Below are 25,052 nucleotides of genomic sequence, written 5' to 3'. Positions count from 1 at the left end.
AGCCCCTGACGGGCAAATGTAAGACGATCCTTCTTCACCGGGTAAATGAAGTTCGCCTGATGCGCCGGGAACAGTTCCTCTCAACTGTCCGGGCACTCTCCTCACACTTGCATGATGAACCGAAAAAGGGGATTCGTGCAGTAGTCTTTAGTATGAGACAGAATTGCCAGCTTGAAATACTGTCGTAGAGAGCGAGAGCCTTAAAAAATGCGCTTCTTGAAGAGGTAGAGAATTGACTCCATCTATAAACCGCGTAAAAGCAGTGGCGAACGAAGGAGAACCCGCGTGGATCGCGTCAACGTAGCGTCAGTTTCGCTTGGAACTGCCGGCATTTTTGCCGGGGCAGCGCGCATGCCTTCGATTTCCAAAACACTCACGGCCATTACTAAAACGACCACGAAAACGGTCTGATTCCCTTGGCCTGCTCGCCCTCTCCCCGGGTCTGGCCCGGGGGCGGAAGTCCCGCGTGGCCTGCGGGGTTCCGAATCTGGAAGCGGAGAGGGACAGGAGACAAAAAATGGGTTTCAAGGTTGCAGTTGTCGGCGCCACCGGAAATGTCGGGCGCGAAATGCTCAATATCCTCGAAGAGCGCGGCTTTCCGGCTGACGAAGTTGTAGCGCTTGCATCGCGCCGCAGCCAGGGCACGGAAGTGTCCTATGGCGACCGGACGCTGAAGGTCAAGGCGCTCGACACGTATGATTTCTCCGATACGGACATCTGCCTGATGTCTGCTGGCGGCGAGATTTCCAAGGAATGGTCGCCGAAGATCGGCAAGCAGGGCTGCGTCGTCATCGATAATTCCTCGGCCTGGCGTTATGACTCGGAAGTGCCGCTGATCGTGCCGGAAGTGAACCCGGATGCAGTCGAAGGCTTCCGCAAGAAGAACATCATTGCCAATCCGAACTGCTCGACGGCTCAGCTCGTCGTGGCTCTGAAGCCTTTGCACGATGTTGCCAAGATCAAGCGCGTCGTCGTCTCGACCTATCAGTCGGTTTCGGGTGCAGGCAAGGAAGGTATGGATGAGCTGTTCGAACAGTCGCGCGCTGTTTTCGTCGCCGACCCTGTCTCTGCGAAGAAGTTCACCAAGCGCATCGCGTTCAACGTGATCCCGCATATCGATGTCTTCATGGAAGACGGCTACACCAAGGAAGAATGGAAGATGGTGGCCGAAACCAAGAAGATGCTCGATCCGAAGATCAAGCTGACGGCGACGGCCGTTCGCGTTCCGGTCTTTATCGGTCACTCCGAAGCGGTCAATATCGAGTTCGAAAACCCGATCACGCCGGAAGAAGCACGCGAGATTCTGCGTGAAGCTCCAGGCTGCCAGGTTGTCGACAAGCATGAGAACGGTGGCTACATCACGCCTTACGAATCCGCTGGCGAAGATGCGACTTATATCAGCCGTATCCGTGAAGACATCACCGTCGAGAACGGTCTGGCTCTGTGGGTTGTTTCCGACAATCTGCGCAAGGGCGCTGCTCTCAACACGATCCAGATCGCTGAATTGCTGGTCGCGCGCGGCCTTATCAAGCCAAAGGCGCTTGCTGCCTGATCTACTGTGCTCAGTACTGATATTAAAAAGCGCCGGGAAACCTGCGCTTTTTTGTTAGCGGGAAATGCACTCCGCGAGATTGCCGCGTATATCGAGCAACCTTGTGCGCAAATCCTGCAACTCATCGATGGGTTGACCAAGCGCGCAGAACACCTGTTCAGGAATGCTCTCGGCTTCCCTGCGCAGTGCCTGTCCTTCTTCAGTCAATGTGATGCGGACCTGTCGCTCGTCCTGCGGGTCGCGCCGCCGCGTAATGCGTCCGGCGGCTTCAAGACGTTTCAGCAGCGGGGTCAGGGTTCCAGAATCCAGATTGAGCTTTGCGCCGATCTCCGAGACCGTCCGGTCGTCTTGTTCCCAGAGCACTATCATCACCAGAAACTGCGGATAGGTCAGATCAAGCTTGCTCAGAATTGGCTGGTAGGCGCGCGTCAGCGCATTCGCGGTCGAGTAGATCGCAAAGCAGACCATGTTGGAAAGACCGAGATTGGAATCCTGATCGTCGCGCTTCATCGTGATAACTCCTTGGCAAATATATACATCATGCGCAATTGGATTGCGCATCACATAATTGTGAAATTAAATTTTGCAAAATTAGATTGTGCACAATTTAATTATCTGCAAGTTTGGCTGCGGAGACAAACCAAAGGAGAAGCCCAAATGCCAATTCTGTACACAACCCAATCCACAGCAACCGGCGGCCGCACCGGCAGCGCCAAGACCACAGACGGACGGCTCAGTGTCGTTCTCGATACGCCGAAGGAACTCGGCGGTTCGGGTGGCGAAGGCACCAATCCTGAGCAGCTTTTCGCTTCTGGCTATGCGGCCTGCTTCCTGGGCGCGTTGAAATTCGTTGCCGCCAAGGAGAAAGTTGCCATTTCCGCAGACAGCACCGTGACTGCGACGGTCGGCATTGGTCCGCGTGAAGATGGCACTGGCTTCGGGCTTGATGTGGAGCTGCAAGTGGCACTTCCGGGCGTGGACAAGGCGAAGGCCGAAGAACTGGTTCAGGCTGCGCATATCGTCTGCCCGTACTCGCATGCAACACGCGGCAATATCGATGTTCGTCTGAGCGTCGCTTAACAAAGAAATGCAAAAGGCGCCCGATGAGGGCGCCTTTGTTTTATGATATCTTCCGAATTTTAGTAGGAAGTCATACGATGACTATAATGCCTGATATTCGTGAGCTTCGCTCCACTTGCGAGCAAATGGAGGAGCGCTACCTTATAAATCCGACTATAGACGCCTCGTATCGTCGACTTGCTGATCGTTTTGCTGCGGACCTTACAGTTGAACGAGACATCTTGCTCAGTCGTTGTGCCGCGCTTATGGCGTTCAAATTCTTGAGCGAGGATGCGGCGCTTTAAGTCAGTTCTCTATTTCCCTCAGGTGCTCAAGTGCAGCCTCAACCTGCCCGTATGGTTCGGTTCCCAACGGCAGGATCGGACGTGGTGGCTCGATTTTTGCGAGACCGAGAAGGTCGGCAATGACATACATGACGCGGAAACTGCTGTGGGTTTTGAACAGGTCCCAAAGCGGTGTGAAAGCTGCATTTATGCGCTCCGCCTCAGTATTGTTTCCGCTTTGCGCAGCGCGCGTCAACGCCAGAGCAGGGTCGGGAAGAAGTCCTGCAACCACGCTGTACCAGGCATCGGCACCAGCCAGCAGTGCATCCGCAGCACCCCAGTCACCGCTATAGCCGATCGCGAAGCTTGGCGGAGTTTCGGCACGCAGCTTTGACATTGCGCCTTCGTAATCGCCATCTGCGGGCAGAGGCATCTTGATCGCGCTGATATTCTTCACACTGGCAAGCCGTGCAATCAGTTCGTCGTTGAAGATGAACTTTGTCGTGCCGGGATTATTGTAGATGCAAAGGGGAAGATCGGTCGTCTCGGCAACGGTCTTGAAGTGCTGGAAAACCTCGTCTTGCGTCAGCGGCGTATAGGAAACAGGCGCCAGCAACAGCCCGTCTGCACCGGCATCTGCTGCGTCCCGGGCCAGCGCCTGCGCCTCATCCGTCCGCAACGCGCCGACGCCGACGATGATCGGTGTTCTGCCGCCGATAAATCTGACGGCGGTGTTGATCGTATGCAACCGCTGTTCCCGCGTGAGAAAGACATAGCCGCCAGTACTTCCCAGAAGACCGATAGAATCCGCTCCCGCCTCGTGAATGCGCTCAAGAAAAATGCAGAGCGTATCCTCAATGAGTTTGCCATCGGGGTCGTTTGGTGTCAGCGGAAAGGCTGAAAGACCTTTGAAGAGTTCCATTGTGCTCTTTCTCAATCAGGTTAGCGCGACAGAAGCAGGCGGATACCGGCAAGGCCGAAGACAGCCGCGAGGACGCCTTCGATCCAGCGACGCGCACGACGGTAGAGGCGCACCATTGGCATAGTGGAAAATATGATGGCATAGCCGCAGAAAATGGTGATGCTGAGCACGATGCAGCCACCCAGAAACGCTGCCAGATGTGGCCATGAAGAGTTGGCGCCGAGTCCCAGCGTAACCAATGCGATCCAGGACAGGATGGACTTCGGGTTTGACAGATGCATCAGAAGTCCACGGCGATAAAGCTCACCATGAGACAGAATTGCTTTGCTGCTGGAAGCTCGCGTAGCCAATGCTTCGTCTGATGTCATGGCCGCGCGTCCGGCCTTGAAGGCAAGATAAAGCAGATAAAGCCCGCCGAAGATTTTCAGGATGAACAGAGCTTCGGCAAATCGTGTGAGGATGGCCGAAACGCCAGTCGCAGCCATCACGCCCCAAAAAATGGAGCCTGTAACGACACCGGCAGCAAAGACAAGCCCTGATTTGCGGCCCTGGTCCATGGCTACGCCCATGATCCGCATCGTACTCGGACCGGGGCTGCCAGCTGCAATGATGTAAGTCACATATACGAGGAGGAGCTGGTAGATGGCGGGGGAAATGCTCATATCGCTACTCTAGTGGATTGAATTTGACGTTTGATACCCGTCCGATATAGATCTCGTTTCAAACATCAAACTCGAAAAATCCACTAGATTCATAAGGTTACTAGTGGTCTTTTTGATTTCGACATTTGCTCGGCGCTCATATCCCAAGGATGCAAATGTCGGAATCAGACCATTAGTTGCATCAAGAGAATCTATAGCATTCTCTCCATGCATTATCTGTATGCGATTGTGCCAAAATCCGAGGAAGAACTGCCAGAACTGCCGATGGTTTCGTCGAAAACGACAAATTCAGACAGTCATCTCGGCTGTGCGGCTTTACTCTGCCTGCGCCTCGATATTTTCCATATCGTCATCGGACAAGCCGAAATGATGGCCGATCTCGTGGATCAGAACATGGGTGATGATATCGCCCAGCGTTTCTTCATGTTCGGACCAATAGTCAAGGATCGCACGGCGGTAGAGCGTGATGCGGTTGGGGCCTTCACCCGTCTGCAGGCTGAAACGTTCACCGATGCCACGACCTTCGAAAAGGCCGAGCAGATCAAAAGGCGTTTCCAGCCCCATATCCTCGATGATCTGATCGTCAGGAAAGTCGGCGATCTGGATGATGATGTCGCCGCACAACGCACGAAACTCCTGCGGCAGATGCGCAAGAGCTTCAATCGCGATGGATTCGATTTCGTCCAGCGAGGGCGAGAGACGTCCCGCCCAGTCGCCGCTTTGATCTTCTCGGGCCATTCCAGCCAATCGTGTCCTATTCACTTGTGCAGGCCACCAAACCTACAACCGAGCATTCTGGCCGAGTATATATAGTGCATACCGACATTATGCCCAGGGACGCAATTCGGCGCGCTTGGCCTCGAATGTGTCGATGCTGCCAGCCTTTTCCATGGTCAGGCCGATATCGTCGAGACCGTTGAGCAGGCAGTGGCGCTTGAAATCATCGACATCAAAGGAAATCGAGCCGCCATCCGGACCGTGAATTTCCTTGGCTTCGAGATCGACGGTGAGCGTCGCATTGGCGCCGCGCGAGGCGTCGTCCATCAGCTTGTCCAGATCTTCCTGGCTGACCTTGATCGGCAGAATGCCGTTCTTGAAGCAGTTATTGTAGAAGATATCGGCAAACGAGGTCGAGATTACGCAACGGATGCCAAAATCAAGCAGGGCCCATGGCGCATGCTCGCGCGAGGAGCCGCAGCCGAAATTGTCACCTGCAACGAGGATCTGCGCGTTGCGATAGCCCGGCTTGTTCAGGACGAAATCCGGGTTTTCGGTGCCGTCTTCGTTGAAGCGCATTTCGGCGAAAAGACCCTTGCTCAGACCCGTGCGCTTGATCGTCTTCAGGTAATCCTTCGGGATGATCATGTCCGTATCGATATTGACGATCGGCAGGGGGGCGGCAACGCCCGTGAGCTTGGTGAACTTATCCATGTCCTGAACCTGTCGGTTGGGAATTTGCAATTTGCAAACTGGTTTACATCAGCTTGACCGAGAGTCAACGTTTGAGGCCGAAACTGCCCAATAGGTCGCAACTCCCGACCCGTTTCGCGAAATATCCGGCGCGCTTGTCCGCGCGCCGGATAGTTCGACTGTCAGGTTATGCGCATAATCCTGTCTGGAAACCGCGTCAAGTTTTCCGGATCATGCGTCGTTGATACAGTTTGCGCAATTATCAGACATTGAGGGCGACGCCACCGGTCTCGCTGCCGGTCAGGCGGCGGGATTTGCCATCTGTGCCAACGACGATCGTATAACGCCTGCGCCGCATTGAGAGGTTCGGCGAAACCGCCACATCGATGGCCGGATCGAACTGAAGCGTGATGCGCCAAAGTTCAGGCTTGATCGTTTCCTCGACGGCGATGATACGGGCATCGAACGGCGTGGTGTGAAACATGCCGGTGATGCGCTGCCCGACGCGGTAAGGCGCGGTGCCGCCCTCGACGGGTGCGGTCTCCACCTTGCTGTCATTGGCGGCCAGCGTATTCCAGTCGCGTGTGCCGGACTGGCGCGCCACAAGGTCGAGTGCCTTGCCGTGGCTGATGTTGATGCCTTCCTCGCTCAAAGCCTGCCGCAGACGGCGGGCCTGATGCTTGAAGTCAGCGTTATTGGTCCCAGCGATAATAGCTGTGGTCATTGTTTTCGCTCCTGATTGTGAGCGGCGTTTTCATGAACGGGTGCCCGCATTGCCGTTTCTGCCGTCACCGGAACAAAAACGTGAAACAGGGATGCTTTACCATGGCCAAAGGCTGCGGACGGCAGGTGCATTCCAACCGAAGGCTGGAAAATAGGCGCGTCGATACAGGATTTCAAGGGCCTGCCTGCTCGCGCTCTCGGCGCTTGCGCTGCAGGATGGTTCGGTGCACAAATCGGGGTATGAAAACTATTGTTCGTCCCCGTCGTTCTGTCCTTTTCGTTCCTGCCGCCAACGCTCGCGCTCTGGAAAAGTCTCTGACCCTGTCAGCGGATTGCGTGATCTATGATCTGGAGGATTCCGTCGCGCCGGAGGCGAAGGTCGCGGCGCGCGATGCGCTGGCCGCGCATTTCGCAAGCCATCCGAAGGTCGGTTTCGAGCGGATTGTACGGGTCAATATGGCGGAAACGCCGTGGGGCAAGGATGATGTCGCGGCAGCTGCGAAAATGGGTGCAGATGCAATCCTTTTGCCCAAGGTCGAACGCCCACAAGACATAATCGACGCGGCCAACCGGCTTGATCGTCAGGATGCCGATCCGGCAGTTGGTGTCTGGCCGATGATCGAAACCGCGCGTGGCATTCTCAATGCCGACGAGATTGCGGTTCTCGGACATCGTTCGGCGGTGCGGCTCGCCTGTTTCGTCGTCGGGCCGAACGATATTGCGCGGGAAACCGGCGTGCGTCCGCAACCGGGGCGGCCCTATCTCGTCCCATGGCTGATGCAGATCATTCTTGCAGCGCGCGCTGGCGGGATCACCGTTCTCGACGGTGTTTACAATGATTTTCGGGATAGCGTTGGTTTCGAGGCGGAATGCGCGCAAGGTGCCGCCATGGGGTTCGATGGCAAGACGCTGATTCATCCCGGCCAGATTGAAGCGGCTAACCGCGCATTCTCACCGACCGAGGACGAAGTTGCGCATGCCCGCGCTGTCGTTGAAATCTTTGCCCGGCCTGAAAATGCCGACAAGGGCGTCATCTCGCTGGACGGGCAGATGGTCGAACGTCTGCATCTCGAAATGGCCGAGCGTGTACTCGCTAAAACGGGCGTAAAGTTATAACAGAGGAAGCAACAGCATGAAGTTATATCGTTTCATTACAGGTCCGGACGATTCCGCATTCTGTCATCGCGTTACGGCGGCGCTCAACAAGGGCTGGCAGCTCTATGGCTCGCCGACCTATGCTTTCAACGCGGCAACCGGTGTCATGCACTGCGGCCAGCCGGTGGTGAAGGAAGTCGACGGCGTCGATTACACGCCTGACATCAAGCTCGGCGAATATTGATGGCTGTCCGCCGCATCGTTGCCAATATTGCTGCCGCCGATCTTGCAGCGGCAAAGCGCTTCTACGGCGACTTGTTAGGCCTCGATGTGGCGATGGATCATGGTTGGATTGTAACCTACGCCGCCGATGCTCAGGCACGGGTACAGGTGAGCATCATGAGTGAGGGCGGGGCGGGCACACCGGTGCCTGATCTTTCCATCGAGGTCGATGACGTTGATGCCATGCTGGAGCGTGCGATCGCGCTGGGATTTCCCGTCGAATACGGTCCGGCCGATGAGGAATGGGGTGTGCGTCGTTTCTACACGCGTGACCCTTACGGTCGGCTCGTGAATATTCTAACCCACAAGAACTGAAAAAGGCCGGTTTCCCGGCCTTTTGTTTTGGCTTTAGTTCAAACCGCGCTTTTCAATCATCGCGTCCGGCGTCGGCATCTTGCCACGGAATGCCTTGTAAAGCTCTTCCGGATCACGGCTGCCGCCAGCGGCATAGATATGCTGCTTCAGCTTCGCCGCCAGTTCCGGATTGAACGCGTCTCCGGTTTCCTCGAATGCCGAGAAGGCGTCCGCGTCCAGCACTTCCGACCACATATAGGAGTAGTAGCCTGCAGAATAACCGTCGCCGGAGAAGACATGGGTGAAATGCGGTGTGCGATGGCGCATGATGATCGCATCCGGCATGGAAAGCTTTTCCAGCGTCTTTACCTCGAAAGCGAGCGGATCAGCGATCTTTTCCTTACCGGTATGGAACGCCATATCCACCAGCGCGGATGAGGTGAACTCGACTGTGTTGAAGCCTGCATTGTAGGTGCGGGCCGCAAGCACCTTGTCGAGGAGCGCCTTCGGCATGGCCTCGCCGGTGCGATAATGCACAGCGTATTTCTCGAGAACGGCCGGGACGGTCAACCAGTGTTCGTAAAGCTGCGACGGCAGTTCCACGAAATCGCGTGAAACGGCAGTGCCGGAAACGGCGGGCCAGGTCACATCCGACAGAAGCCCATGCAGCGCATGGCCGAACTCGTGGAACAGCGTGCGCGCATCGTCAAGTGAGAGCAGGGCAGGTTCACCTGCCTTTGGCTTCGCAAAATTCATGACGTTGTAGATGATCGGCTTTTGTCCGCCATCGAGCTTGTGGCTTGATTGCAGGGAGCTCATCCATGCACCTGAGCGCTTCGAGGTGCGGGCGAAATAGTCGCCGAGGAAAAGGCCGCGTTCGCTGCCATCCGCATTGAACACCTGAAACACCCGCACATCCGGATGCCACGCAGCGATGCCCTTCTTTTCCTCGAAGCGGATGCCGAACAGGCGGCCTGCCACGTCAAAAGCGGCTTCGATGATCTTTTCGAGCTGAAGATAAGGCTTCAGTTCCGCTTCATCGAAGGCGAAGCGTTCGGCACGCAGCTTTTCAGCATAGAAGCGCCAATCCCATGGCGCAACCTTGTGATTGCCGCCATCGGCTGCGATCAGGCGCTCCAGTTCGACTTCTTCTTCATGGGCCTTGGCGCGCGCCTTGTCCCAGACGGGTTCCAGCAGGTCCATGACCGCCGTTGGCGTCTTGGCCATGGTGTCGTCGAGCTTGTAGGCGGCAAAATTGGCGTAACCGAGCAGATGTGCCTTGCGCTCGCGCAATTCCACCATTTCGCGCACGATTTCACGATTGTCGCTTTCGCCGCCATTCTCGCCGCGCTTCGCCCAGGCATTGAACGCCTGTTCGCGCAGTTCACGGTTTTCGGAAAAGGAAAGGAATGGCTCGACAATCGAGCGTGATAGCGTAACCGCCCAGGCATCCGGTTTGCCGCGTTCAGCGGCGGCACTTTGCATGGCGTTCTTCAGGAAATCCGGCAGACCGGTGAGGTAGGCTTCATCGGTGATGAACAGGGCCCAGCTTGATTCATCCTTCAGCACATTCTGACCAAAGCGCGCGCCAAGTCCGGCAAGCTTTTCATTGATACCTGCAAGCTCCGTCTTGCCCGCCTCATCGAGCTTCGCACCGGAGCGGACAAAACCTTTCCATGTCTTTTCAAGAACGCGTTTGGTCTCGGTGTCGAGGTCCAGCATATCGCGATTTTCATAGAGCGCGTCGATGCGGGCGAAAAGCACCGGGTCCATCATGATGCGCGAATAATGACGCGACATTTTCGGCGCCATCTCGCGTTCGAGCGCCTGGATCGTGTCGTTGCTATGCGCACCAGCGCGCATCCAGAAAATCGATGAAACGCGGTCGAGCGCCTTGCCGGTCAGCTGGAGAGCTTTCAGCGTATTATCGATGGTCGCTTCATCGGTCGCCTTCGCGATGACTTCCACTTCTGCGAGGTCCGCAGCCAACGCGGCATCGAATGCAGACGCGAAATCGTCATCCTTGAAAGCGGTGAAATCCGGCAGGCCCAGGGGTCCGCTCCATTCAGTCAGCGCGCGATTGTAAGCGGTCTTGTCGGACATGATGAGACTCCGGTTCAGATGAATTCGATATGGATCAGACTTAGGAGTTAAGCAGCAGAGGGGCAAGGGCTGGAAGGCCGCTTTCACGGTTTCCACATCGCGGGCGTCTTGCTGCCGGGGCAGGAGCTTGGAAAAAGCGTTCGACATCGTCTCGCAGGGCTTGACTTTATTGGCGACCCAGCGCAAATCACGCTCGCAGCCGAATTTCTGCGGCAGCATTTTCAACCGGAGTTTTATTCTCTTATGCCCAGCGACAGTCACAGTCGATTGTTTCAGCCGTCAAGGCAGTTCGTGATCTGATCGCTTGCGGTCGGCTTGCACGGTCTGCCTTTGACGGCGGATCGACAGAAAGGCAAGCCCATGACCGACAACAACTTCTTCCAGGAAGTACTCAATGTTGCCGACCTTCCTGCTGCTGCCATCGCAAGCCGCATTGCGGACATGCGTACCGGCGACGCAGTGGAACTCGTTAACGAACTCGATGCCGATGATGCAGTCGCCGTCATCGCACAGCTTTCGCACGAAGATGCCATCCGTCTGCTCGACCAGCCGGAACTTCACCGTGCTACCGAAATCATCGCTACCCTGCCGCCCGGCCTCGCGAGTCTCCTGCTCGATGGTATGTCGGCGGACCGTGCAACCGACGTTTTTCAGGAACTGGAAGACGACGACCGCGCACGCCTGTTTCCCATTCTCGCGCCTGAAACCAAGGTCGCGCTGAAGAAATTGATGGGCTATCCGCCGAATACGGCGGGCTCGCTCATGACCATCGAATTCATCGCCGTGCCTTCCAACTGGAATGTTGGCCAGACGCTGGAATATATCCGCAAGGTCGAACGCACGCGCGAGACGGTTTATGCGATCTATGTGGTCGATCCGGCCAGCCGTGTTCTGTTGGGTGTGGTCAGCTTGCGCCGCCTCATCATCCGTCAGCCGGACGAACCGATTCTGTCCATTGCCCGCGACGAAGAGCCGATCACCATTTCGCCGCTGGCCAGCCGTGAAGAAGTGGCGCGTCTGTTCCGCAAGCACGACCTTCTGGCCGTGCCCGTCGTGGACGAAAGCCGCCACATTATCGGCATTGTGACTGTCGATGACGTGCTCGACGCCATGACGGAAGAGGCAAGCGAGGACGCTTACCGTTTCGGCGGTATGGAGGCGCTGGATAAGCCCTATATGCGCATCGGCTTCGGCGAGATGCTGAAGAAGCGTGCGGGTTGGCTCGGTATCCTTTTCCTTGGCGAAATGCTGACCGCGAGTGCGATGCAGCATTTCGAGCTGGAGCTTGAAAAGGCTCTGGTGCTGACGCTGTTCATCCCGCTCATCATGTCATCCGGCGGTAATTCCGGCTCGCAGGCGACGTCGCTGATTATCCGCGCGCTGGCCTTGCAGGAAATCAAGCTCAAGGACTGGTGGCGTGTTGCCCTGCGCGAATTGCCAACGGGATTGGCGCTTGGCGGTTTCCTCGGCGTCATTGGCATCATTCGCATCGCCATCTGGCAGACGCTCGGCATCTACGACTATGGCGAACACTGGATTCTGGTGGCCGCGACCGTCGGTATGGCGCTGGTCTGTATCGTGACTTTCGGCTCGCTGACAGGCTCCATGCTGCCCTTCATCCTGCAAAGGCTCGGATTCGATCCGGCCAGCGCATCGGCGCCTTTCGTTGCAACTCTGGTCGATGTGACCGGTCTTGTGATCTATTTCAGCGTCGCGCTGGTCATTTTGTCAGGTACGCTTTTATAAGGCTCAGGCATGTCGCGAAAAAGTGGAAACCGGTTTTTCGATAACGACATGCCTGAAAAGAATTCAAAAAACTGTCAGAATGACAGTGTAAAAACGCAATGAAATTCGGGTTTTTCGGGTTAATTGAGGGGCAGTTTCGCGCTGCCCCTTTCTAAAATGCAAAAAAACCTGTAAGAGCGCCGCATTGTTTTTCCGCGCGGGTCTGTTGGCGCGGCTCCCAACTCATATAGAAGTGATCTCCATATGGAATTGCGTAATATCGCTATTATCGCACACGTCGATCATGGCAAAACCACTCTGGTCGATGAACTCCTGAAGCAGTCCGGCTCGTTCCGCGACAACCAGCGCGTCGCAGAACGCATGATGGATTCCAACGACATCGAAAAGGAACGCGGGATCACCATTCTCGCGAAGGCCACTTCGGTTGTCTGGAAAAACACGCGTATCAACATCGTCGACACGCCGGGCCACGCCGACTTCGGCGGTGAGGTTGAGCGTATCCTTTCGATGGTGGACGGCGCTATCGTTCTCGTTGACGCTGCCGAAGGCCCGATGCCACAGACGAAGTTCGTCGTCGGCAAGGCGCTGAAGGTTGGTCTGCGTCCGATCGTTGCGATCAACAAGATCGACCGTCCGGATGGCCGTCATGAAGAAGTCATCAACGAAGTGTTCGACCTCTTCGCCAATCTCGACGCGACCGACGAACAGCTCGACTTCCCGATCCTGTACGGTTCAGGCCGTAACGGCTGGATGGCGTTGAACCCGGAAGGCCCGCAGGACGAAGGTCTGGCTCCGCTGTTCGACCTCGTGCTCAAGCACGTTCCGGCACCGAAGGTTGCTGAAGGTCCGTTCCGCATGATCGGTACGATCCTCGAAGCCGATCCGTTCCTGGGCCGCATCATCACCGGTCGTATCCATTCCGGCTCGATCAAGCCGAACCAGGCCGTCAAGGTTCTCGGTCAGGATGGTTCGTTGCTCGAAAACGGCCGTATCTCGAAGATCCTTGCATTCCGCGGTATCGAGCGTCAGGCCATTGACGAAGCCCATGCAGGTGACATCGTCGCTATCGCCGGTCTTTCCAAGGGCACCGTTGCCGACACCTTCTGCGATCCTTCGGTAAGCGAGCCGCTGGCTGCTCAGCCAATCGATCCGCCGACCGTGACCATGTCCTTCATCGTCAATGACAGCCCTTATGCGGGCACCGAAGGCGACAAGGTGACGAGCCGCGTTATCCGTGACCGTCTGCTCAAGGAAGCTGAAGGCAACGTTGCACTGAAGATCGAGGAATCGACCGAAAAGGATTCGTTCTTCGTGTCCGGTCGTGGCGAATTGCAGCTTGCAGTTCTGATCGAAAACATGCGCCGTGAGGGCTTCGAACTTGGCGTTTCGCGTCCGCGCGTCGTCATGAAGGACGGCGAGAACGGCGAGAAGCTGGAGCCGGTGGAAGAAGTCGTCATCGACGTCGATGAAGAATATTCCGGCACGGTTGTGCAGAAGATGTCCGAACGCAAGGCCGAAATGGTCGAGCTGCGTCCTTCCGGCGGCAACCGCGTTCGTATGGTGTTCTACGCACCGACCCGTGGTCTGATCGGCTATCAATCGGAACTTCTGACCGATACGCGCGGCACGGCGATCATGAACCGTCTGTTCCACGACTATCAGCCGTACAAGGGTGAAATCGCTGGTCGCAACAATGGCGTTCTGATCTCCAACGATCAGGGTGAAGCTGTTGCTTACGCATTGTTCAACCTTGAAGATCGCGGCCCGATGATCATCGACGCTGGTGTCAAGGTCTATCAGGGCATGCTGATCGGCATTCACAGCCGTGACAACGATCTGGAAGTCAACGTGCTCAAGGGCAAGAAGCTCACCAACATCCGCGCCGCAGGCAAGGATGAAGCCGTGAAGCTCACCCCACCGATCAAGATGACGCTGGAACGCGCTCTGTCGTGGATTCAGGACGACGAGCTGGTTGAAGTGACGCCGAAGTCGATCCGTCTTCGCAAGCTCTACCTCGACCCGAATGAGCGCAAGCGCTTCGAAAAGAGCGGCAAGTCCAGCGCTGCTTAAGTTGACAGAATAAAGAAAACGGCGCCTTCGGGCGCCGTTTTTGTTTGCACGTTTAACGTGAACTTCAGCTCTTTGGTCGATTATGAGATCAATTGGGGGCGCTGATGATATTCTCGCGTTATGAGCGATTTGTTCTGACTGTCGTTGGTGCGTTGGGCGCAATCGACATTCTTCTGATTGCCGCGAAGGGCATTCGCGTAGACTGGACAGGCTACGGAATGATCGGGGCGATCGGTCTTGGAACGATCATGCTCGGCCTGTTTTATCGCTTCGTAAGGAATGATGCCCGGATTGCGGAGACACTCATTCTGACTGCGGGCTTCATATTGTTCACACTGGTCGGGTCGGTCTTTAACTATATGTTGCTGCCGATCCATTTCCCGCGAATTGACGAATTCCTGGTCGGCGTCGATCGACTGATGGGATATGATTGGCCAAGTCTGGTCACATACATTGCGCAGTGGCCCGGTGTTTCAGCACTGTTGAAGATAGTTTACTTCACTTCCCTGCCGCAGTTGGTGATGGTTGTTCTGTTGCTCGGCTTTTCGGGGCAATCAGAAAAACTTGCTCATTTCCTGATGACTGGAATTGTAGGCGCTCTTCTCAGCATCGTGGTGTGGGCCTTTTTTCCAACATTCGGTACATCGGCTGTATGGAACCTGCCTGATGATGTTGTGAGAAGTGCAGGATTGGCTGTCGGTCCGTCCTATGGCTTGGAATTGATCCGCTTGTCGAAGGAAGGGGTAGATTATCTGACGCCAGCCAATGTGCTCGGCCTGATCGGATTCCCGTCCTTCCACACCGTCATGGCTGCCATGTCCGTGGTCTTTACATGGCGCATCGCATGGGTGCGTTTACCGGTACTCGCTCTGAATATATTCATGGTACCCGCGATCCTGCTGCACGGCGGACACCATCTGAGCGATGTCTTTGGTGGACTGGCAGTTTTCACCATTGCCTATTTTATCGCGCACTATGCGATCAACGTTCTCCGCGACGATAGGGCTGCATCAGCGCCTGCGGGACACGTGCCCGCCGCGCCATCACGATGAGCGCCACAATCGACATGATATAAGGGATCATCAGGAAAAGCTGATACGGAACGACCTTGCCGTAGACCGTCTGCAGACGCAGCTGGAATGCGTCGAATAGCGCGAAGAGCAAGGCACCCAGAAGCGCACGAGCGGGCTTCCAAGAAGCGAAAACGACGAGCGCGATACAGACCCAGCCGCGTCCCTGCATCATCGTCGGGAAAAACGAATTGAAGGCGGAAAGCGTAAGGAACGCGCCGCCGACAGCCATGAGCGCGCTGCCGAACATGATTGTGAAAATGCGTACGCGGATCGGGTTGATGCCCTGCGCTTCAGCTGCGTGCGGGTTTTCGCCAGTCATGCGGATCGCAAGGCCGAGCGGCGTGCGGAAAAGCACATAACCAAGCAGCAGTGCCAGAGGAATGGCGATCCACGTGAGGGCCGTTTGCGTGCCAAGCACCTGTCCGACGAACGGGATATCTGCAAGCCAGGACGGATTGACCGGCTGGAATGGTGTGATCGTCGGCGGAGTTGAAGAGAGCGGCACCAGAAGACGAAACAGGAAATAGCTAAGGCTCGATGCAAATAATGTGATGCCCAAGCCCACGACATGCTGCGACAGGCCGAGCGGCACGGTGAGGGCTGCATGAAGCAGGCCGAACAGAGCGCCGGAAGCGGCGGCGGCGAGCACACCGACCCACAGGTCGGCACCATTATAGACAGTCAGCCAGCCGATCATCGCGCCGAAGGTCATGATTCCTTCGATACCGAGATTGAGCACGCCCGCCCGTTCGCAATAAAGCGCACCGAGCGTGCCGAAGATCAGTGGCGTTGCAATGCGCAGGACCGAGACCCAGAGGCCTGCGGAGAGCAGGATATCCATCAACTCGTTCATCGGGCGATCCTGTATTGTGTGAAGAACAGAGCAACCAGCATAGTCAGAAGCGACAGCGCCACGGTGACATCGGCGATGAAGCTCGGAATGCCAATGGCACGGCTCATGCCGTCGGCACCGACAAACATTGCGGCAGCAAAAAGTGCGGAGAAGATCGCGCCGATAGGATTCAAATTGGCCAACATGGCGACAATGATGCCGGAATAGCCGAAGCCCGGCGACAGATCGGTCGTGACGTAACCCTTAACGCCCATGACCTGTATTGCGCCTGCAAGTCCTGCAAGACCACCGGAAATGCAGGCGACTTTCACCAGTGTCTTGCCAAGCGGAACGCCTGCAAAACGCGCGGCTTGCGGGTTGAGACCGGCAGCCTTGGTTTCCAGCCCGAACACGGTGCGCTTTTGCACATAGGCGATGATGAGCGCAAGAGCGATAGCGATGACTATGCCAATGTGAAGCCGCATGCCCGCCATGATTTTCGGCAGCACCGCCGCATCCGGCACAGGCTCGGATTGCGGCCAGCCAAAGGCGAGGGGGTCTTTCATCGGCCCTTCGATCATCATCGAGACGATGAGCACGGCAACGAAGTTCAAGAGTAGTGTCGTCACCACTTCATCGACACCGAAGCGCAGGCGAAGCCCGAGCGGGATGAGCAGGAAAATCATGCCTGCAATCGCGCCGACCACGAGCAGCAGCGGAATGAGAATAGCGGCTGGAAGCTGCAATTGCGTCCCACAGGCGACCACCGCCAGCGCACCCATATAGAACTGGCCTTCGGCGCCGATATTCCAGAGTTTGGAGCGGAAGGCGACGGCAGCGGCAAGGCCGGTCAGCATCAGGGGTGTTGCGCGGGTGAGTGTTTCGGTGATCGAAAGCTTGTTGCCGAAAGCGCCGATGGCTATCTGGCGGAAGGATTCCAAAACCGGCGCACCGGCAGCGGCAATGAGCAGTCCGGCAAGCACAAAGGCGGTCAAAACGGCGATAATTGGTGCGGTTGCTACCAGTGCCATGGGCCGTGTTTCGCGTCTTTCAATACGCATCAGTTCAGCCCCTTCGTGAGATTAGTCTGCCATTCCCCAGCCATCATCAGGCCCAGCCGTTGAGCATTGGCTTCTCCGGCGTCAATCGGCGGCGAGAGGCGGCCCTTGACGATGGCCTGTACGCGGTCGGCAAGGCCGATAATTTCATCCAGATCTTCCGAGATTAGCAGAACCGCTGCTCCCTTTGCCCGCGCTTCCAGAATACGGGCATGAATGGCTGCGACGGCACCTTCATCAAGGCCACGCGTCGGTTGCGCCGCGATCAGAATGCGCGGAGCCGTTTCCAGATTGCGACCCAGAATAAGCTTCTGCATGTTGCCGCCGGAAAGCAGGCGAATGCGGCTATCAGGCGTGCCGCCACGCACATCGAAATCCTTGATGATGCGGTCGGTAAATTCACGCGCAGCCGCGCGATTGACCAGAAGACCATTGGAGAACTGCGGATCGCGCACGCGTTCAAGCACAGCATTTTCCCAAAGCGTCAGGTCACCGATTGCGCCTTCCGCATTGCGATCTTCGGGAATGCGGCCAACACCTTCGGCCACAAATTGGCGCGGGTCGAATTTGGTGACCGTTTGCCCGAACATGACAAGTGAGCCACTCGCAGGCTGGCTGAGACCCGAAACGAGACGCCCGAGCGCTGCCTGCCCATTACCCGACACGCCAATGATGCCAAGCGTTTCGCCAGCGCGAAGGTGAAAGTCGAAGTCACTAAGGCGGGCCGCGCCATCTTCCACCACTGTTACATTCTTCGCTTCCAACAAGGTTTCGCCGGGCGTGGCCGCTGCACGCGAAGGGCGTGAAACGCGACGGCCAACCATCAGTTCAGCGAGTTCCTCTTTTGAGGTTTCGGAGGCCTTGCGCTCAGCGACAAGCTTTCCACCGCGCAGGACGATCACCCGGTCGGCTGCCGACATGACTTCATGCAGCTTGTGCGAGATGAAGATCAATGACAGGCCTTGACGCGCCATTTCCTTCAATGTCGCAAACAGGTTCTCGGCTTCCTGCGTGGTCAGAACGGCGGTCGGTTCGTCGAGGATCAGAATGTCGGCGTCGTTATAAAGCGCTTTGAGAATTTCCACGCGCTGCTGTTCACCGACCGAAAGATCGCCAAGCCGTGCATCGGGATCAACCTGCAGGCCGAAGCGTTTGGCGATTTCCGCGATCTTTTTATGCGCCGCACCGTGCGCGGATTTGAGTCTCCAGAGGCTTTCAGTGCCGGTGATGATGTTTTCAAGCACTGTGAGGTTGGGCGCGAGCGTGAAATGCTGGTGCACCATGCCAACGCCTGCATCAATGGCGGCGCGGGGCTTGCCCTGCGGGATTTCTGCACCCTTGACGAAGACACAGCCCTCATCCGGTACATAATGGCCGAACAGGATATTCATCAGCGTGGTTTTGCCTGCGCCATTCTCGCCCAGGAAAGCGAGAATTTCGCCGCGTTCAAGCTTCAGCGAAATATCGTCATTGGCGGTAAGCGTGCCAAACCGCTTGGTGATGTTCTGCAGTTCAAGAACGGTCGTGGTCATGTGTGCAACCCCGCAACGGGAAATTTGTGCTGCCAACGCTGGTCCGCCTCCAGACGCTGGCCAAGGCTCAAAAGCAGCCGGTCCGCGCCCATCGGGGCCACAAGCTGCAAGGCGACCGGCATGTCGTTGGTATCCGTCCCAAAGGGAAGCGAGAGCGCCGGAAAACCGGAAATATTGGCGAGCGCCGCATAAGGTGCGAAGGCATTCATCTTCTGCCAATGCGCATCGACATCGCCGTGATTCATGGAAAAGGAGCCGAGCGGCATCGGCCCTCGCGCGAGCATGGGTGTAATCAGCACGTCGATGTCGCGGAAAATCTGCCAGAGCATATGTGCGGCGCTGACGGCTCCGTTCATGGCGCGGTAAAGCGCGGTGGCTTCCATGCGCCGCCCGCGCTCCGCAACGGCGCGAGTGAGCGGTTCAAGCTTGTCTTCATCAAGGGCCAGAAAATCGATTGCAGCCGCAAGATTGACGGAAATGATACGGTCAAATGCGCGTGCGCTGGAAGCGATCAGCGGGCTGAATTCCGAAGCCGGGATTTCGCGGATTGTGTGCCCCTGTGCCTCAAGGAAATGCGCTGCATCTGCCACAACCTGCAGGCGCTCTGATGTGATTGGATAGTTTGCGAGATCGCCGGTCACTATGCCGATACGAAGGCGGTCCGGCACATCGCCTGCCTGCATCGCCGGGTCGGGCAGAAAGCCTTCCGTTTTGCCTTCGACAAGCGGCAGTAACGCTTTCGCATCACGGACCGAGCGGCAAAGCGCAAATTCGCTCGCAATGCCTGCGAGATAATTGCCGAAATGCGGACCAGCGGGCATAGCACCGCGACTTGGTTTCAGGCCGACAAGCCCGCAGGTTGCAGCGGGTACACGGATGGAACCACCAGCGTCGGTAGCGTGCGCAATTGCGACTATCCCGGCTGCAACCGCTGCTGCCGCTCCGCCGGATGATCCACCGGGTGAAAGCGTTTCATCGAAGGGATGGCGTGCGGGAGGAGCTCCCGCTGGCTCGCTCGCAAGCGCCAGACCGAATTCGGGAACGGTGGTTGTACCGAAGAAATTCAATCCGGCTGCGCGTAGCCGGTGGCCGAGTTCGGAATCCATCTGAGGTGAGGCATTGAGGAATGCCTGCGAGCCGAGCCGGATCGGCAGACCGGCACAGGGCCCGCCCAGATCCTTGAACAGGGAGGGAACGCCCGCGAAGGCAGCTCTGGATGGCGCTGCATCGAATGCAATGGCACCGGCGCGGCCAAGATCGCGATCGAGATATGCAATGGCGCCCAGGGGGCGCCATTTTTCTGCTGCGTCAAGAGCAGCATCCATGGCCTGTTCGGCACTGAGGATTCCTTCCGCAATCGCCTGCGCGAGCGCGGTCGCATCCTGCTGGTTCATGTCGATTGCCACGATATGCTTGCCCGTCCTGAATGACTACTTCGGTTCGGCCGGGTTCGGCTTGTACTCGAACTTGCCTTCCTTCAGTTCCACACGGCGGGCTTCCATCTTGGCTTCCGCTTCGGCAGGGGCAATGCCCTTGACGTAGATGATGTCGTTGCCGCCTTCCTTCATCAGGCTGAACGGCGTGTAATCCTTGCCGGTTGCCTGGCTGGCCTTCACGTCGGCGATAGCCGCATTAAGGATCGGGCGGAAATTCCAGATCGCATTGGCGAAGACCGTGTCGGGATAGCGCGGCGTATAGTCGATCAGCGAGCCGATGGCCTTGATACCACGTTCCTTGGCGGCATCTGCCGTGCCGATGCGTTCACCGAACAGGATGTCGGCGCCCGAGTCGATCTGGGCAAGTCCGGCTTCGCGTGCTTTCGGCGGGTCAAAGAAGGTGCCGATGAACGACGCGATGAACTTCGCATCGGGACGGGTTTCCTTCACGCCATCCTGAAAGGCATTGATGAGCATGTTGACTTCCGGGATCGGCACGGCACCGACGGAGCCGAAGGTACCAGACTTGCTCATCGCGCCTGCCAGCATGCCCGCGAGATAGGCAGATTCAAAGTTCCAGGTGCCGAAAACACCAAAATTATCGCCCTGCGGCTTGCCGGAGGAGCCCATGACGAAAGCCGTCTTCGGATAATCGCCTGCCACCTGGCGCGCTTCGCGTTCGACGGCATAGGATTCGCCGACGATCAGCTTGATGCCCTGTTCGGCATATTCGCGCATGGCGCGGGGATAGTCGCTTGCCGAAACGCCTTCGGAGAAGACATATTCGATGACGCCTTCGTCATTTGCCTGCTTAAGTGCCTCGTGAAGGCGGGAATTCCAGGCATTCTCGACCGGCGAGGCGTGGATGCCTGCGACTTTCAGCTTTTCATCGGCCGCAAAGGCGCGGGTGGTCATTGCCGTTGCGCCGAGTGCTGCAGACATTGCGAGAATGTCGCGACGGGTAAAGTTCGGTGCTTTGATGATTTTGGTCATAGGACCCCTCTTTTGTGTTTTCGGCGTGCCGGGAATGCACTGCCGGTTGCTTCGTTTTGTGTGAGCAGAATGTATGAGCAACGGTTCTATCTTTGCTCAATCTGCCTCGAATACAAGCGAATTAGGCTGCGGCCTGAAAATTAGGCATGGGGCTTCAAGCCGCGACTGTTCCGGTTCGTTCATCCGGCAATGTGCCGGGTAGGCCGAAACTGTTGATATTATTAGCCGATTGGCGCGTAATCAGCCCCGTCAACCGAAGACGGACGGCCTTCGAGATTGATGCGGCTTATGCGCTGCGGGGTTTCGGCGATGACCTTGCCGCGCTTCACGACCTTGAGGCGGTTTGCCTTGAGCCGCAGCGCTTCAATTGGATCGCGCGCCTGCAGCACCACGAAATCGGCATTGCAGCCCTTTGCAAGACCGTAGCCTTCGAGGCCCAGCGCCTTGGCGGAATTGACGGTGAGTGCATCGAAAACCTGTTTCTTGCCTTCGATGGAGGTCATCTGTGCGACATGGATCGCCATGTGGCCGACTTCCAGCATGTCGCCGGAACCCATCGAGTACCAAGGGTCCATCACGCAATCGTGGCCGAAAGCGACATTGATACCGGCAGCCATCAGCTCCGGCACGCGTGTCATTCCGCGGCGCTTCGGATAGGTGTCCGCGCGGCCTTGCAGCGTGATGTTGATGAGCGGGTTCGGGATGGCGTTCATCTTTGCTTCCGCAATCAGCGGGATGAGCTTCGAAACGTAATAATTATCCATGGAATGCATGGAGGTGAGGTGCGAACCGGAAACGCGGCCCTGCAAGCCGAAGCGCATTGTCTGCGCCGCCAGCGTCTCGACATGGCGCGACATCGGATCGTCGCTTTCGTCGCAATGGATATCGACCGGCAGCCCGCGTTCAGCGGCAATGCGGCAGAGTTCCTCCAGCGAGGCTGCGCCATCAGCCATGGTGCGCTCAAAATGCGGAATGCCGCCGACGACGTCGAGGCCCATATCGAGCGAGCGGTTGACGAGATCGACTGCGCCCGGCGAACGGTAGTAACCATCCTGCGGAAAGGCCACGAGCTGCAGATCGATGTAAGGCTTTACCTTCTCGCGCACTTCGATCATCGCCTCAGCAGTGAGAAGACGCGGATCGCTGACATCGACATGGCTGCGGATCGCCAGCAGGCCCTGCGAAACGGCCAGATCGCAATAACGCAGCGCGCGCTCGACCATGGCTTCAACGGTCAGCATCGGCTTCAGTTCGCCCCAGAGCGCGATGCCTTCAAGAAGCGTACCGGAACGGTTGAGGCGCGGCAGGCCGAGCGACAGGGTCGCATCCATGTGGAAATGCGGATCGACGAAAGGCGGGGTTACGAGCCGGTCGGTCGCATCGATTTCCTGAGCCGCCTGATGCTCCCCCTTGGAGGGCCCGATATCGGCAATCTTGCCGTCCTTGACCAAAATGTCCTGCTTCTCGCGACCGTCGGGGAGATTGGCGTTTCTCACGATCAAATCGAACATCGGCGGGACCTTTCGTCTGGATATGCAAGAACAGAGCTCAAAAATATGGGCTCATTTTCCAATTGCCTTATACCCTATATCCGGTGGGCGCAATGCCGGGGGAAGCTGGAAGGGGTCGTCATCCTCAATGGAAAATGCTAGGCCCCGCAATCATCTTTGTAGGATTGCCATGTTCACGATCAGTCGCGTCGAAACCTTTAGTCAGGAGATCAAGAAAAGTCGATTTCTGGCCATTGCTGCGCCTGTCGCAAACGAGCAGGCGGCGAAGGATTTTTTGAGCGAGCATTCCGATCTGTCGGCGAGCCATAATTGCTGGGCCTGGCGCATGGGGCAGAACTACCGTTTCAGCGACGATGGAGAGCCGAGCGGCACGGCAGGAAAGCCGATCCTGCAGGCAATTGACGGCCAGCAGCTGGACAATATTGCAGTCGTGGTTACGCGCTGGTTCGGCGGCATTCTTCTGGGAAGCGGTGGCCTGATGCGCGCCTATGGCGGCACTGCCGCTACCTGTCTGCGACAGGCTGAGAAAACAGAAGTTATTCCGCTGGTCGGATTTCAGTTCGCCTGCGATTTTTCAGATCATGCGCTGCTGAAAGCACGCCTGACAGCGGTGGAAAACCTTGCCATCGCGCAAGAGAATTTCACCGGCACCGGCGTGGAAATGGCGGGCACGATGCCCATCGCCGCGCGGGATGAACTATCCCGCCTCGTCACCGATCTGACGCGCGGCAAGACGATTATCGCATTTGATGACTAGAGCATGTCTCCCAAAAGTGGGGACCGGTTTGGGATAAAGACATGCTTAAAAACAAAGAGATAGAGGGTTTCCAATGATTCAATCAAAACAGGAAATGCTCTAGATTGTACCGCTCGTATACTGCTGGCGCTTGTTCTCATACATCAGCAGGTCGGCGCGCTTGGCAACGGTTTCCAGCTTCTCGCCCGGCATGCTGGTCGCAGAGCCGATGGAAAGATTGAGCTTGAGTTGGGAATAATACTGGTTGTTGATATCGACCAGCCGCTGAATGTCCTCGACCATCGCCTCGGCGCCGCGCTCATCGACATAAGGCAGCACAACCGCGAATTCGTCACCGCCAATGCGTGCGGCATGGCCCGGCTGCTTCACGGCTTCATTCAGCACTTCTCCGATGCGTCGCAGCAATCCGTCGCCTGTCGCATGGCCCCATTGATCATTCGCGGCCTTGAGGCCGTTGAGATCGATGATGATGACTGAAACGGGCGTATGGCCCTTGCGCTCAAGCCGGTTAAGCTCATCGACATAATAGGCGCGATTGTGCAGCTTGGTCAGCACATCGTGCTTGCCCAGATATTCCAGATAGGCCTCGGCCTTCTTGCGCGCCGTGATGTCGGTAAGTGCGACCTGCACCAGCGACCAGTCCGTCTCATGTCCCGGTAGAACAGAGAACTGCAGCAGAACATGCCGTTCGGATCCATCGAGCGCATAGTTCACCACTTCGCGACGCTGGAACAGAATCCCGTTCCACAGGTCGATCAGTTGTTCGCGGAAAGAGGCTTCCATCTCGTCCTTGAAGATATGCGGCAGGTTCTGCAGCAGCGTTTTCTTGTCGGACGCGAGGAAGAGGGCCGTCGTCTCCGTGTTGATTTCGAGCACGCGGATTTCGCTCATGCACTGGCGCACGAATTCTGGATGCACGTCGGTAAACACCCGAAAATCAACGATGCCGCGCTGGCGCACATCGTCCATCAGTTGCTTGATGCGGCTGAAATCCTCGACCCAGAGCGAAACCGGTGAATGTTCGAAAAGGCCCACTGCGTGCTGTTTGTGCCGATCCTGCTCGCGGCGGGCATTCTCGCGAGCGGTCACATCCTCGATGGAAAGCAGAACCCGCTCCCAAGTGTGTTCATAGCCGGGAAGCACGACGCCCTTGAGCTGGATGTCGAGCCGCTTGCCGCCGAGCGAATAGTTGATGGTGTCGCTTGAGAAAGTACCGCCGCCGTTCCAGAGCTGGACCATCTCATCGATATGCGGGTCCAGCATGTCGTCGCGAAACACGCGTTCGAGGTTGGCGACCAGATGACTGACGCTGTCCGCCTCGAAAAGCGAAAGCGTCTTGCGGTTGACCTTCAGAACCCGGATATGGCTGGTACAGATGCGCAGCCGGGTTGTGTCTTCGTGCAGGAAAGCCCCGAGATCGGTAACGCCAAGCGCGCGCCATTCTTCGAACTGCTTGCGCAGACCGCTATAATCCTCAAGCCACAGGGAAATTGGCGCAAGGTCAAAAATATTGGCGCTGTCGCTCAAGGCAGACTCGATATTCATGGATTTCCCGCTCTACCATTGGCTTCCCGCATTTCCGAAACTGAGACGTTCAGGATATGCGTCCAAACCGGATTCTCTTTTCCCATCGGGAAAAGCCGCGATGGATTATTGGG

At 57.0% G+C, this 25,052-nt stretch carries 23 protein-coding genes; 9 read left to right on the top strand and 14 right to left on the bottom strand.

Annotated features, from left to right (window positions below):
* Positions 1-517 precede the first annotated feature (517 nt).
* Positions 518-1,552 (top strand): aspartate-semialdehyde dehydrogenase, encoded by a 1,035-nt coding sequence (locus LJ361_RS07740; RefSeq protein WP_010658488.1) that lies wholly within the window; start codon positions 518-520, stop codon positions 1,550-1,552.
* A 54-nt stretch (positions 1,553-1,606) separates the two neighbouring features.
* On the opposite strand, the gene LJ361_RS07735 is transcribed toward LJ361_RS07740, so the two are convergent.
* Entirely contained in the window at positions 1,607-2,062 is a 456-nt protein-coding gene (locus LJ361_RS07735; protein ID WP_264813236.1) for a MarR family winged helix-turn-helix transcriptional regulator, read from the bottom strand.
* A 147-nt stretch (positions 2,063-2,209) separates the two neighbouring features.
* Between LJ361_RS07735 and LJ361_RS07730 the strand changes: the two genes are divergently transcribed.
* Complete coding sequence (locus tag LJ361_RS07730) at positions 2,210-2,632, top strand: organic hydroperoxide resistance protein (protein WP_036586567.1); 423 nt, start codon at positions 2,210-2,212, stop codon at positions 2,630-2,632.
* 285 nt (positions 2,633-2,917) lie between these two features.
* Here LJ361_RS07730 and LJ361_RS07725 read toward each other — a convergent pair whose 3' ends face one another.
* The 5 genes from LJ361_RS07725 to LJ361_RS07705 all read right to left on the bottom strand — a co-directional run bounded on the left by LJ361_RS07725 (position 2,918) and on the right by LJ361_RS07705 (position 6,613).
* Positions 2,918-3,817 carry a dihydrodipicolinate synthase family protein gene (locus tag LJ361_RS07725; protein WP_264813233.1) on the bottom strand — a complete coding sequence of 300 codons (900 nt, stop codon included), beginning with the start codon at positions 3,815-3,817 and terminating at the stop codon, positions 2,918-2,920.
* Between the two features lie 20 nt (positions 3,818-3,837).
* A complete protein-coding gene (locus LJ361_RS07720) occupies positions 3,838-4,479 on the bottom strand; it encodes a LysE family translocator (protein WP_125334164.1) in 642 nt (213 codons plus the stop codon).
* 315 nt (positions 4,480-4,794) lie between these two features.
* The gene (locus tag LJ361_RS07715) at positions 4,795-5,217 is read right to left on the bottom strand and encodes a metallopeptidase family protein (protein ID WP_012092734.1); all 423 of its coding nucleotides are present in this window, start codon (positions 5,215-5,217) and stop codon (positions 4,795-4,797) included.
* An 87-nt stretch (positions 5,218-5,304) separates the two neighbouring features.
* Positions 5,305-5,910, bottom strand: coding sequence for a 3-isopropylmalate dehydratase small subunit (gene leuD, locus LJ361_RS07710; RefSeq protein WP_010658495.1), 606 nt, complete (start codon positions 5,908-5,910; stop codon positions 5,305-5,307).
* Positions 5,911-6,151: 241 nt separating this feature from the next.
* Positions 6,152-6,613: a glyoxalase superfamily protein gene (locus tag LJ361_RS07705; protein WP_029927807.1), complete on the bottom strand. Its 462-nt coding sequence runs from the start codon at positions 6,611-6,613 to the stop codon at positions 6,152-6,154.
* 239 nt (positions 6,614-6,852) lie between these two features.
* Here LJ361_RS07705 and LJ361_RS07700 point away from each other — a divergent pair, with 239 nt between their 5' ends.
* From LJ361_RS07700 to LJ361_RS07690, 3 genes are read left to right on the top strand one after another with little or no spacing between them, the layout of a single operon-like run.
* The gene (locus LJ361_RS07700; protein ID WP_264813230.1) at positions 6,853-7,728 is read left to right on the top strand and encodes an HpcH/HpaI aldolase/citrate lyase family protein; all 876 of its coding nucleotides are present in this window, start codon (positions 6,853-6,855) and stop codon (positions 7,726-7,728) included.
* Positions 7,729-7,744: 16 nt separating this feature from the next.
* The gene (locus LJ361_RS07695) at positions 7,745-7,951 is read left to right on the top strand and encodes a DUF1737 domain-containing protein (protein ID WP_002965766.1); all 207 of its coding nucleotides are present in this window, start codon (positions 7,745-7,747) and stop codon (positions 7,949-7,951) included.
* The gene (locus LJ361_RS07690) at positions 7,951-8,304 is read left to right on the top strand and encodes a VOC family protein (RefSeq protein ID WP_036586563.1); all 354 of its coding nucleotides are present in this window, start codon (positions 7,951-7,953) and stop codon (positions 8,302-8,304) included. The genes LJ361_RS07695 and LJ361_RS07690 overlap by 1 nt, the downstream gene beginning before the upstream one ends.
* Before the next feature lie 33 nt (positions 8,305-8,337).
* Here the strand turns inward: LJ361_RS07690 and LJ361_RS07685 are convergent, their stop codons facing one another.
* Positions 8,338-10,386 carry a M3 family metallopeptidase gene (locus LJ361_RS07685; protein WP_264813148.1) on the bottom strand — a complete coding sequence of 683 codons (2,049 nt, stop codon included), beginning with the start codon at positions 10,384-10,386 and terminating at the stop codon, positions 8,338-8,340.
* A 360-nt stretch (positions 10,387-10,746) separates the two neighbouring features.
* Between LJ361_RS07685 and mgtE the strand changes: the two genes are divergently transcribed.
* The 3 genes from mgtE to LJ361_RS07670 all read left to right on the top strand — a co-directional run bounded on the left by mgtE (position 10,747) and on the right by LJ361_RS07670 (position 15,254).
* Positions 10,747-12,132 carry a magnesium transporter gene (gene mgtE, locus LJ361_RS07680; protein WP_264813147.1) on the top strand — a complete coding sequence of 462 codons (1,386 nt, stop codon included), beginning with the start codon at positions 10,747-10,749 and terminating at the stop codon, positions 12,130-12,132.
* Between the two features lie 243 nt (positions 12,133-12,375).
* The gene (typA, locus tag LJ361_RS07675) at positions 12,376-14,202 is read left to right on the top strand and encodes a translational GTPase TypA (protein WP_010658502.1); all 1,827 of its coding nucleotides are present in this window, start codon (positions 12,376-12,378) and stop codon (positions 14,200-14,202) included.
* 104 nt (positions 14,203-14,306) lie between these two features.
* Positions 14,307-15,254 carry a phosphatase PAP2 family protein gene (locus LJ361_RS07670; protein WP_010658503.1) on the top strand — a complete coding sequence of 316 codons (948 nt, stop codon included), beginning with the start codon at positions 14,307-14,309 and terminating at the stop codon, positions 15,252-15,254.
* Here the strand turns inward: LJ361_RS07670 and LJ361_RS07665 are convergent.
* From LJ361_RS07665 to LJ361_RS07640, 6 genes are all read right to left on the bottom strand, one after another.
* On the bottom strand, positions 15,184-16,128 hold the full coding sequence (locus tag LJ361_RS07665) for an ABC transporter permease (protein ID WP_029927800.1): 945 nt from the start codon (positions 16,126-16,128) through the stop codon (positions 15,184-15,186). The genes LJ361_RS07670 and LJ361_RS07665 overlap by 71 nt on opposite strands.
* Positions 16,125-17,168: an ABC transporter permease gene (locus LJ361_RS07660; protein WP_010658505.1), complete on the bottom strand. Its 1,044-nt coding sequence runs from the start codon at positions 17,166-17,168 to the stop codon at positions 16,125-16,127. The genes LJ361_RS07665 and LJ361_RS07660 overlap by 4 nt, the downstream gene beginning before the upstream one ends.
* The gene (locus LJ361_RS07655) at positions 17,168-18,697 is read right to left on the bottom strand and encodes an ABC transporter ATP-binding protein (protein ID WP_264813146.1); all 1,530 of its coding nucleotides are present in this window, start codon (positions 18,695-18,697) and stop codon (positions 17,168-17,170) included. Before LJ361_RS07655 ends, LJ361_RS07660 begins: the two co-directional genes overlap by 1 nt.
* On the bottom strand, positions 18,694-20,091 hold the full coding sequence (locus LJ361_RS07650) for an amidase (protein WP_151665376.1): 1,398 nt from the start codon (positions 20,089-20,091) through the stop codon (positions 18,694-18,696). The genes LJ361_RS07655 and LJ361_RS07650 overlap by 4 nt, the downstream gene beginning before the upstream one ends.
* Before the next feature lie 36 nt (positions 20,092-20,127).
* The gene (locus LJ361_RS07645; RefSeq protein WP_036583166.1) at positions 20,128-21,126 is read right to left on the bottom strand and encodes a BMP family protein; all 999 of its coding nucleotides are present in this window, start codon (positions 21,124-21,126) and stop codon (positions 20,128-20,130) included.
* Between the two features lie 221 nt (positions 21,127-21,347).
* Positions 21,348-22,637, bottom strand: a complete 1,290-nt coding sequence (locus LJ361_RS07640; protein WP_151665312.1) for an amidohydrolase family protein — start codon at positions 22,635-22,637, stop codon at positions 21,348-21,350.
* A 169-nt stretch (positions 22,638-22,806) separates the two neighbouring features.
* Between LJ361_RS07640 and LJ361_RS07635 the strand changes: the two genes are divergently transcribed.
* Positions 22,807-23,394, top strand: a complete 588-nt coding sequence (locus LJ361_RS07635) for an IMPACT family protein (protein WP_151606344.1) — start codon at positions 22,807-22,809, stop codon at positions 23,392-23,394.
* Between the two features lie 99 nt (positions 23,395-23,493).
* Here the strand turns inward: LJ361_RS07635 and LJ361_RS07630 are convergent, their stop codons facing one another.
* Positions 23,494-24,939 carry a GGDEF domain-containing protein gene (locus LJ361_RS07630; protein ID WP_036583158.1) on the bottom strand — a complete coding sequence of 482 codons (1,446 nt, stop codon included), beginning with the start codon at positions 24,937-24,939 and terminating at the stop codon, positions 23,494-23,496.
* Positions 24,940-25,052: the final 113 nt, after the last annotated feature.

The sequence above is a fragment of the Brucella sp. JSBI001 genome, assembly GCF_026014005.1.
Taxonomy (GTDB): Bacteria; Pseudomonadota; Alphaproteobacteria; order Rhizobiales; family Rhizobiaceae; genus Brucella; species Brucella anthropi.
Note: the sequence above shows the minus strand (reverse complement) of the source record. Positions and strands in the feature narration are given on the sequence as shown.